Annotated in this window: 10 protein-coding genes and 1 pseudogene; 4 read left to right on the forward strand and 7 right to left on the reverse strand. The window is 68.8% G+C overall.

Annotated elements, in window-relative coordinates; all coding sequences use genetic code 11:
- The 5 genes from AC1D01_RS11055 to aceB form a co-directional block, all read right to left on the reverse strand.
- The coding region (locus tag AC1D01_RS11055) for a hypothetical protein (protein ID WP_477866083.1) at positions 1 to 712 on the reverse strand (712 nt) is incomplete at its 3' end.
- A complete protein-coding gene (locus tag AC1D01_RS11060; protein WP_477866084.1) occupies positions 709 to 1707 on the reverse strand; it encodes an esterase/lipase family protein in 999 nt (332 codons plus the stop codon). The genes AC1D01_RS11060 and AC1D01_RS11055, both read right to left, overlap by 4 nt.
- A 200-nt stretch (positions 1708 to 1907) precedes the next feature.
- Entirely contained in the window at positions 1908 to 2108 is a 201-nt protein-coding gene (locus tag AC1D01_RS11065) for a hypothetical protein (protein WP_477866085.1), read from the reverse strand.
- The gene (locus tag AC1D01_RS11070; protein WP_477866086.1) at positions 2105 to 2353 is read right to left on the reverse strand and encodes a nucleotidyltransferase family protein; all 249 of its coding nucleotides are present in this window, start codon (positions 2351 to 2353) and stop codon (positions 2105 to 2107) included. The genes AC1D01_RS11065 and AC1D01_RS11070 overlap by 4 nt, the downstream gene beginning before the upstream one ends.
- A 59-nt stretch (positions 2354 to 2412) precedes the next feature.
- Positions 2413 to 3996 carry a malate synthase A gene (gene aceB, locus AC1D01_RS11075; RefSeq protein WP_477866087.1) on the reverse strand — a complete coding sequence of 528 codons (1584 nt, stop codon included), beginning with the start codon at positions 3994 to 3996 and terminating at the stop codon, positions 2413 to 2415.
- A 184-nt stretch (positions 3997 to 4180) separates the two neighbouring features.
- Here aceB and AC1D01_RS11080 point away from each other — a divergent pair, with 184 nt between their 5' ends.
- Both AC1D01_RS11080 and AC1D01_RS11085 read left to right on the forward strand, forming a co-directional pair.
- Positions 4181 to 4423: a hypothetical protein gene (locus tag AC1D01_RS11080; RefSeq protein WP_477866088.1), complete on the forward strand. Its 243-nt coding sequence runs from the start codon at positions 4181 to 4183 to the stop codon at positions 4421 to 4423.
- Complete coding sequence (locus AC1D01_RS11085; RefSeq protein ID WP_477866089.1) at positions 4411 to 5331, forward strand: LysR family transcriptional regulator; 921 nt, start codon at positions 4411 to 4413, stop codon at positions 5329 to 5331. The genes AC1D01_RS11080 and AC1D01_RS11085 overlap by 13 nt, the downstream gene beginning before the upstream one ends.
- Position 5332: 1 nt before the next feature.
- On the opposite strand, the gene AC1D01_RS11090 is transcribed toward AC1D01_RS11085, so the two are convergent.
- Together AC1D01_RS11090 and AC1D01_RS11095 are read right to left on the reverse strand one after the other, a co-directional pair.
- Positions 5333 to 5626: a hypothetical protein gene (locus AC1D01_RS11090; protein ID WP_477866090.1), complete on the reverse strand. Its 294-nt coding sequence runs from the start codon at positions 5624 to 5626 to the stop codon at positions 5333 to 5335.
- A 130-nt stretch (positions 5627 to 5756) separates the two neighbouring features.
- Positions 5757 to 7118: a serine/threonine-protein kinase gene (locus AC1D01_RS11095; RefSeq protein ID WP_477866091.1), complete on the reverse strand. Its 1362-nt coding sequence runs from the start codon at positions 7116 to 7118 to the stop codon at positions 5757 to 5759.
- A gap of 188 nt (positions 7119 to 7306) precedes the next feature.
- Here AC1D01_RS11095 and argS point away from each other — a divergent pair, with 188 nt between their 5' ends.
- Both argS and AC1D01_RS11105 read left to right on the forward strand, forming a co-directional pair.
- Positions 7307 to 8995, forward strand: a complete 1689-nt coding sequence (argS, locus tag AC1D01_RS11100; protein ID WP_477866092.1) for an arginine--tRNA ligase — start codon at positions 7307 to 7309, stop codon at positions 8993 to 8995.
- Between the two features lie 10 nt (positions 8996 to 9005).
- Positions 9006 to 9330: pseudogene (locus tag AC1D01_RS11105) on the forward strand (SPOR domain-containing protein); the annotation flags it as partial.

The following is a 9330-nucleotide window of genomic DNA, read 5'->3' on the forward strand; positions in this document are numbered from 1 at the left end:
GCTCGGGCGTCTGCCCGGCGGCATCCGGCGTCAGCAGCGCGGGCGACGGTGGCGCCTGCGCCGTGGGGGCCGCGCTGCGCCGGGCCGCCAGCGCCGCGAAGTCGCGCTCCTCGTCGGCATAGAAGGCCTGGGCCCAGGGCGCGCCGAGCAGGTCGCGGCGCACCTTCGAGCGCTCGGCCATCACGCCGGCCCAGCTGGCCGGGTCGTCCGGCTTCCAGGCGGTGTCGAAGCGGCGCTGCTGCAGCGCGAGGTAGCGGTCCCAGACGTCGAGCACCTGGCGCGCGGCGTCGATGCCGCGCTCGAGCGTCAGCTGCTGCTCGATCCAGTGGCGCAGCTCGGCCGGCTCGACCTCCCCGGTGCCGGTCAGCAGGTAGTCGAAGCGGCGGCGCAGCGCCAGGCCGGGCTGCAGCCGGTCGCCGGCCCAGGTGCCCCAGTCGCCGTCGAGGTCGGTGCCGCGCAGCGAGCCGTCGACCCACAACCGGGCGACGTGCGCGGCAGCAGCTTCCGCGGCCCGCGCGGCGGCCTCGTTGTAGGCGGCGGCATCGGTCGGCACGCCGGCGGCGAACGGGTTGTCGCGCCATTCGGTGAAACGGGGTTCGGCCGGGCGGGCGGCATGCGTCGACGACGGCGTGAGCCGCCAGGCGACGACGCCGATCACCAGGCAGACGCCTGCGACCGAGAGTGCGAACAGCGAGGCCGGCCGGTCGCTCACAGCCCCGCCGCCTTCAGGCGGTTCGCCTGGCTGCGGTAGAACGCCACCGGGTCCTGCGCGAACAGCCCGCGGATGCCGAACGCCTGGTTCACCTCGTCGAGGTGGTTCCAGGCGTAGTTGTCCTTCAGCACCACGCCCCAGTGGCTGGAACACTGGCCGACCAGCCCGTCGTTCTGCTCGAAGCCGAAGAACACGCTGGTGGCGGCGAGCAGGCCGTCGCTCACGTCGAACACGTTGGTCAGCACGCTGGTGCCGCCGACCGACCAGTAGCGCACGCCGTTGACCACCGCGGCGCCCTGGCCGCAGGGCGTGGCGGGCGCGGCCTGCGGGAAGCGGCGATTGAAATCGGCGGCGCCGGCGGTGTTCAGCGACTGCAGCGCGCCCAGCGAGTTCTGCGGCAGGCTCGGCGAGCCGGACAGGAACGAGATCGTCGCGGCCAGCGCATTCGCGATCGCGGCGACAGCGCCGGTGGTGCCGGTCCACGAGGTGATGCCCTGGATCGCATCGGCGGTCTTGCTGCCGGTGTGCGGCGCGCCGACCGTGGTGACGGAGGCGACCAGCTCGGGTGCGACGGCGGCCACGTAGCGGATGGTCGGGCCGCCGTGGCTGTGGCCGATCAGGTTGAACTTCTGATAGCCGTACGCGGCCTTCAGCGCGCGCAGTTCACGCAGCAGCTGCTCGCCGCGCGCCTCGCTGGAGTTGGCGGCCGACACGCTGGGCGTGTAGACGGTGGCACCGCCCGCGCGCAGCGCCGACGGGATGCCGTAGAAGTAGTCGACCGGCCCGATCGCATCGAAGCCGAGCAGGCCGTGGACCATCACGATCGGGTACTGYGTCTTCGCGTAGGTGTCGGCGGCGCGCGCCTCGGGCGCGGCACCGAACGCGAGGCCGGCGGCCAGCGCGATGGCGCCGAGCGCGCGCGGCAGCGACGCGGACCAAAACCGGGAAAGCCATGGGAAGGGCAGCCGCGGCACGCGGCAGATCGGCAAGTTCATCGAGATGTCTCCTGAAGGTTCTAGGTATGTCGTGCGCCCGCCGGCATCGATGCCAGTCGTGTGCGCACGCGGGACCGAACATCCTGCGAACTGCCTGCAAAACATGCGGCCGACGCGGAGTCTCGAACGAACGTTCGTCTTTTAAAAGAGGGATGGCCCTGAAATCGTCACCGGACTTTCCCGGAGAGCGCCGATCTGAATCAGCGACGATCGGCGATGCACTGAGCGCGCGCCTTCAAGATCTCCAAACGCGGCTTGAACTCCTCTACGGTCCACGTGCGTCCGGCTTCGATGTCTTGTGCCGCTTCAAACAGAGCCTCGAGTCGTGACTCTTGCTCTGTCATCGCAGGACAGTCGTCTGCTTCCAAAACTGCAGGAGACCGCTCAACGTCGCGAGTCATGAACGTGGCTCCTTGACCTCCCCCTGCGACGCGGCGAGCACCGCCGCCAATGCGGACCGCAAAGGAACGAGGTCGTCGCGCACGATGCTCCAATCGTGGAAGGCGACCAGGAAGTCGGCATCGCTGTCGCCGCGGGACTGCTCACGCGCGCGTGACCCGAACCAGGCCAGATGGGTGACGCCGAAGCGGCGCTGCCACTCGGCCTTGTGCTGTCTCAACAGGGTGAGGGTCTCGGCGCGACTCATGGCGCGAGGATGCCGCAATCGCCGCGGCAATCAAATCGCCATCGTGCAGCCGCCGCCGATCAGATTTCCTCGTAGAGAGGCAGCGTCAGGAACTCCGCGAACTCCTCCTGCGTGCTCATCTGCGTGAAGATCTCCGCCGCCCGGTCGAACTTGCCCTCGAAGCCGCCGGCCTTGATCTTCGCGAGTTCTTCCGGCACCAGCGCACGCACCATCTCGGCCGTGACCTTGCGGCCGTCGTCGAGCGTGCCCTTCGGCGAGCGGATCCACTGCCACACCTGCGAACGGCTGATCTCGGCGGTGGCCGCATCCTCCATCAGGTTGTGGATCGGCACGCAGCCGTTGCCGGCCAGCCAGGCCCCCAGGTAATGGATGCCGACGTTGATGTTCATGCGCAGCCCGTGCTCGGTGATCGGCGCCTCGGGCTGGAAGTCCAGCAGGTCGGCGGCGCTCACCTTCACGTCGGGGCGCTGCTTGTCGAACTGGTTCGGCCGGTCGCCCAGCACCGCCATGAACTCCTTCATTGCCGGCTCGACCAGCCCCGGGTGCGCGACCCAGCCGCCGTCGTAGCCGTCGGTCGCGTCGCGCTTCTTGTCGGCGATGATCCCGCCCATCGCAATCGCGTTCTTCTCGGGGTCGTTCTTGATCGGGATCAGCGCGCTCATGCCGCCCATCGCCGGCGCACCGCGCTTGTGGCAGGTCTGCAGCAGCAGCAGCGCGTACGCACGCATGAACGGCGCCGTCATCGTGACCTTCGCGCGGTCGGCCAGGCAGAAGTTGCGGTCGACCTTGAACTTCTTGATGCAGCTGAAGATGTAGTCCCAGCGGCCGGCGTTCAGCCCGGCGCTGTGCTCGCGCAGCTCATACAGGATCTCGTCCATCTCGAAGGCCGCGAGGATGGTCTCGATCAGCACCGTCGCCTTGATCGTGCCCTGCGGCAGCCCGAGCTCGGCCTGCGTCATCACGAACACGTCGTTCCACAGCCGCGCCTCGAGGTGGCTCTCCATCTTCGGCAGGTAGAAGTACGGGCCGGCGCCGCGCGCGAGTTGCTCGCGCGCGTTGTGGAACATGAACAGCGCGAAGTCGAAGATGCCGCCGTGCACGCGCTGGCCGTCCACCGTCACGTGCTTCTCGTCGAGGTGCCAGCCGCGCGGACGCACCTGCAGCGTCGCGACCTGGTCATTGAGCTGGTAGGTCTTGCCCTTCGATTCGAGCGTCAGCGTGCGGCGGATCGCCTGCGACAGGTTGATCTGCCCCTGGATCTGGTTGGCCCACGACGGCGAGTTGCTGTCCTCGAAGTCGGTCATGTAGCTGTCGGCACCGGAGTTGAACGCGTTGATCACCATCTTCGCGTCGACCGGGCCGGTGATCTCGACGCGCCGGCAGTGCAGCGCCTTCGGAATCGGCGCGACCTTCCAGTCGCCGGCGCGGATGTTGGCCGTCTCGGGCAGGAAATCGGGGCGCTCGCCGGCATCCAGGCGCTGCGTGCGCTCGACCCGCGCGGCCAGCAGTTGCTGCCGGCGCGGCTCGAAGGCCCGGTGCAGCCTGGCGACCAGCTCCAGCGCCGGCAGCGTCAGCACCGTCTCGAAGCCCGGCAGGATGGGCGCGTTGATCTGCATGCCGTGCGGCAGGGGAAGGCTGCTCATGGGGAATCTCCTCGGAATCGAATCTCCGCACTCTATTGGAGACTTGCGTGAAGATTAAGAGCCTTCGAATTCGATGATTCGTGACTCCTGCGCACTGAATCAACCCCGGAACGACCAATTCCAGGTGGAACCTCTCGCCTGAGTCGGTCCACTCAGCCGCGACGACAACCCGGAGACGAACGCGATGAATCCGCTGCGCGACACTCTCATCGACGGCCTGCCGGCCGCTCTGGCCAGTTGGCCCACGCTGGGCAAGCCGGCGTCCCCCCACCTGCCGATCCCTTCCATCGGGCCGTCCGCACCGGCTGCCAGCAAGCTCGAGCACGAGGCGTTGGCGAAGACCCCCGCCGACGGCTGGCAGATGGAGCGCTCTCAGGCCGGGATTGCTGACTATGGCGCGCATAATCCCGCGCCATGGACCGGCTAAAGCAGATCGAATCGTTCGTATCGGTCGCTGCCAAGGGCAGTTTGACGGCCGCCGCCCATGCCGAAGGCGTCGCGCCGGCGGTCATCGGCCGGCGCATCGATGYGCTGGAAGAGCGGCTGGGCGTCAAGCTGCTGGTGCGCACGACGCGCCGCATCACGCTGACGCACGAGGGCAGCGCCTTCCTCGAAGACTGCCAGCGGCTGCTGGCCGACCTGGCCAACGCCGAATCCAGCGTCAGCGCCGGCGGCATCAAGGCGGCCGGCTACCTGCGCCTGACGGCACCGGCCGGCTTCGGCCGCCGGCACGTCGCGCCGCTGGTGCCGCGCTTCCTCGCGCTGCATCCGGAGGTCAACGTCTCGCTGAACCTGAGCGACCGGCTGGTCGACATCGTCAACGAGGGCGTCGATTGCGCGGTGCGCGTCGGCGAGCTGCCCGACAGCAGCCTGGTCAGCGTGCGGCTGGCCGACAACCGCCGGCTGTGCGTCGCGACGCCCGACTACCTGAAGCGCGCCGGCACGCCGCGCACGCCGCAGGAGTTGTCGCACCACGAGTGCCTGACGCTGAGCAGCGATGCCAGCCAGACGCGCGGCTGGGCCTTCACGATCGACGGCCAGGTGCAGCACCTGCGGCTGAGCGGCCGGCTCGATTGCAGCGACGGCCAGGTGCTGCACGACTGGTGCCTGGCCGGGCTCGGCATTGCGTGGCGCTCGACCTGGGAGGTCGAGGGCGAGGTCGCGAGCGGCGCGCTGGTCAGCATGCTCGACGCCTACGCCGCGCCGCCCAACGGCATCTACGCCGTGTTCCCGCAGCGCAAGCACCTGCCGCTGCGGGTGCGGCTGTGGATCGATTTCCTGAAGCAGACCTACGGGAACGCCGCGTACTGGCAGGACACCGCAGGCCCTGCCTGACTTACTTGGCGGCCGAAGCTGCTGCCGCGGGGGCCGATGCGTCCTTCGTGCACTTCTTGACGTAGCTGTTCTTCGCCGCGCCCTTCAGCTTCTTGTCGGCGGCCTGCGTCTCGCACGCAGCGCCCGCGCCGCTGGCCTTGGCCTCGCGCTCGCATTTCTTCATGAAGCTGTTCTTGGCCGCGCCGGCCAGCTTCTTGTCGGTCGCCTTCGACTCGCAGGTCGCCGCATCGGCCGCGAACGCCACGTTGGACAGCGCGATCAGGCCCAGGGCCACCAGGGTGCTCAGTTTCTTCATGGGATTCCTCCGGGGTGCGGCGAACGGTGTGTCGCCGGCCCGGATTGAAGCACCGACCCCGAATGTGATCAAGCGTGAGCTTGAGTCAACACGAATCTCTCTATGTCGCTTTATGTCACCAATGACAGCGTCACATGATGCGCCGAGGGTGGGCGAGCGCCTCGTGCGCCGCATGCAGCCGGCGCACCAGCACGCGGATGAACGCCTCGTCGAACAGGTGGCGGCAGCCCGGGCTGACCTGGGCCAGCGTGTCGGGCGTGAAGGTGATCGTGGTGGCCGATTCGGTGACGATCACGTCGGTGCTGTGGCGGCGCAGCTCGGCACTCGGCGCGAGGTAGACCATCTCGCCCACCGAGGTGCCGGCACCGAGCTGCGCGACCTTCGTGCCTTCGCGGAAGACCTCGACCTCGCCCTGCGCAATGATGTGGAAGTTGCGCGTTTCCTCGCCGCGCCGGTACAGCGCATGGCCGAAGGTGTAGCGCTGCCACTTCGCGCGGTGCACCACCTCCCACAGCTCGACATCGCCGAAGTTGGAAAAGAAATCGAGCGTGCGCAGCAGGTTGAAGCGCTCCGAATCGAGCACGCCCTGCAGCTGGCCGCGCGGCACCTGGTGGTTGACGATCAGCCCGGACAGCGCCTGCGCGAACTCGTCCCAGCTCGCATAGCGGTCGTCGGCGCGCTTGGCCAGCGCCCGCAGGATCACGGCATCGACGCCCTCGCCGACGCCCGAGCGCAGCTGGCTCGGCGGCATCGGCATCGCGTTGTAGACCTGGTTCATCATCGCCGACTGCGACGGCGCGTCGAAGGGCGGGCGGCCGGCGATCAGGTGGTACAGCACCGCACCGAGCGAATACATGTCGGCCCGGCTGTCGAGCGAGGCGCCGTCGAGCTGCTCCGGTGCCATGTAGGCCAGCGAGCCGACGCGGTAGACCTGCGTCGTCTCGGCCGACATGTTCAGCACGCTGCCGAAGTCGGTCACCTTGACGTCGGTGATGCTGCCGTTGGTGATCACCGCCAGGATGTTGGCCGGCTTCACGTCGCGGTGCACCAGGCCCTGGCGGAACACGTAGCCGAGCGCCATCGCGCACTTGAAGCCGATCTCGACGATCAGCTCCAGCGGCAGCAGCTGGTCGGCCCGGCAGTACTGGCGCAGCGTGTGGCCCGACACGTACTCCATCACGAGGTAGGGCTCGTTCGGGTCGGCCACCGCGTCGAAGATCTGCACCACGTTCGGGTGCTGGAGCCGGCCGACCAGGGCGGCCTCGGCCGCGAAGAAGCGCTCGAAGAAGCGGCCGTCGGTCGGATCGTTGACCGCGCCCAGGCGCACCCGCTTGATGGCCACGTCACGCTGGTGGAACTCGTCGCGCGCGAGGAACACCTCGCTGGTGGCCCCCTCGCCGAGCCGGCGCAGCACCGGGTACTTGCCGACCTGGGCCGGCAACGGCAAGCCGGAGACGGTGGCGGGTTCGGTCGTGGCGAGCGGAAGACTCATGGGTGATGCGTTGTCGGCACGCAGATGCCGAAGGGCCCGGAAGCCGAGAGTGGCATCTTGGCACCGCCGCCACGCCCCAGTGTGCCAAATTGAACACCAAAGTGGGTGCAAATCCGAAATGGGCCCCTCGTTCGGTGGGGTCCGGCGCTCGGCCCGCCCCTCGGTGTCGCGCAACTAGAATCGCGGCCATGATCCAAGCCAAACAGGAACTGCTGCAGGCGCTGGCCGCGGCGGTTGCCGATGTCCACCCCGGCAGCAGCGTGCCGATCGCCTTCGAATCGCCCAAGCAGGCCTCGCACGGCGACTTCGCGGTGACGCTCGCGATGCAGCTCGCCAAGCCGCTGAAGAAGAACCCCCGCGAACTGGCCCAGGCCCTGATCGACGCCCTGAACCGGCAACCCGCGGTGCAGCGCCACGTCGAGGCGCTCGAGATCGCCGGCCCCGGCTTCATCAACCTGCGGCTCAAGGCTGCTGCCAAGCAGTCGGTGATCGGCGAGATCCTGGCGGCCGGCCCGGCCTTCGGCAACCAGCCGCCGGTCGACCGGCGCGTGATGGTGGAGTTCGTCTCGGCCAACCCGACCGGCCCGCTGCACGTCGGGCACGGYCGCCAGGCCGCGCTGGGCGACGCGATCTGCAGCCTGCTCGACACGCAGGGCTGGCAGGTCACGCGCGAGTTCTATTACAACGACGCCGGCGTGCAGATCGCGACGCTGGCGGCCACCACGCAGGCCCGCATCCAGGGCCTGAAGCCCGGCGACGCGGCCTGGCCCGAGCCGGCCTACAACGGCGAGTACATCGCCGACATCGCGGCCGACTTCCTCGCGAAGAAGACCGTCAAGTCGGACGACCGCGAGTTCACCGCGTCGGGCGACCCCGACGACCTGGACAGCATCCGCCAGTTCGCGGTGGCCTACCTGCGGCACGAACAAGACCTCGACCTGCAGGCCTTCGGCGTGCGCTTCGACAACTACTTCCTCGAATCCAGCCTGTACAGCAGCGGGCGCGTGGAACAGACGGTGTCCAAGCTCAAGGCGGCCGGCAAGACCTTCGAGGAAGGCGGCGCGCTGTGGCTGCGCAGCACCGACTACGGTGACGACAAGGACCGCGTGATGCGCAAGTCCGACGGCACCTACACCTACTTCGTGCCCGACGTGGCGTACCACATCAACAAGTGGGAGCGCGGCTTCACCAAGGTGGTCAACATCCAGGGCACCGACCACCACGGCACCATCGCGCGCGTGCGTGCCGGGCTGCAGGGCGTGGGCGAGAACATCCCGGCCGGCTACCCCGACTACGTGCTGAACAAGATGGTCACCGTGATGCGCGGCGGCGAGGAGGTGAAGATCTCCAAGCGCGCCGGCGGCTACGTGACGCTGCGCGACCTGATCGACTGGACCAGCCGCGACGCGGTGCGCTTCTTCATGATCAGCCGCAAGGCCGACACCGAGTTCACCTTCGACGTCGACCTGGCGCTGAAGCAGAACGACGAGAACCCGGTGTTCTACGTGCAGTACGCCCATGCGCGCATCAGCAAGGTGCTGCGCGACTGGGTGGCCGAGCACGGCGGCGACCTCGCCGCGCTGAAGGGCGCCGACCTGTCGCTGCTGGCCGCGCCGACCGAGGCGGCCCTGCTGCTGAAGCTGGCCGAGTACCCCGACATGCTGACCCACGCGGCGGCCGACCTGGCGCCGCACGACGTCACGTTCTACCTGCGCGACGTCGCCAGCGCCTTCCACAGCTATTACGCGGCCGAGCGCTTCCTGCTGGCCGACAACGCCAACCTGACGCGCGCCCGCCTCGCGCTGCTGGCCGCCACTGCCCAGGTGCTGCGCAATGCGCTGCAGGTGCTGGGCGTGGCCGCCCCCGACCGGATGTGATGGAGAACGCATGAAAAGCCAACGTGGCGGTTTTGTCCTGGGCCTGATCATCGGCCTGCTGATCGGCCTGGCGCTCGCGCTGGGTGTCGCGCTGTACATCGCGAAGGTGCCGGTGCCCTTCATCAACAAGGTGCCGCAACGCACCGCCGAGCAGGACGCGGCCGAGGCCGAGAAGAACAAGAACTGGGACCCGAACGGCTCGCTGTCGGGCAAGACGCCGGTGCGGCAGGGCAGCCAGGCCGCCAGCGGCGTCGTCGGGGCACCCGTGCCGGCCTTCCCGCCGTCCGTCCCCTCGGCCACGCCGCCGGTCGGGGCGGCGCCGGCCGCCAGCAGCC

The sequence above is a fragment of the Rhizobacter sp. P3_B12 genome, from assembly GCF_056402895.1.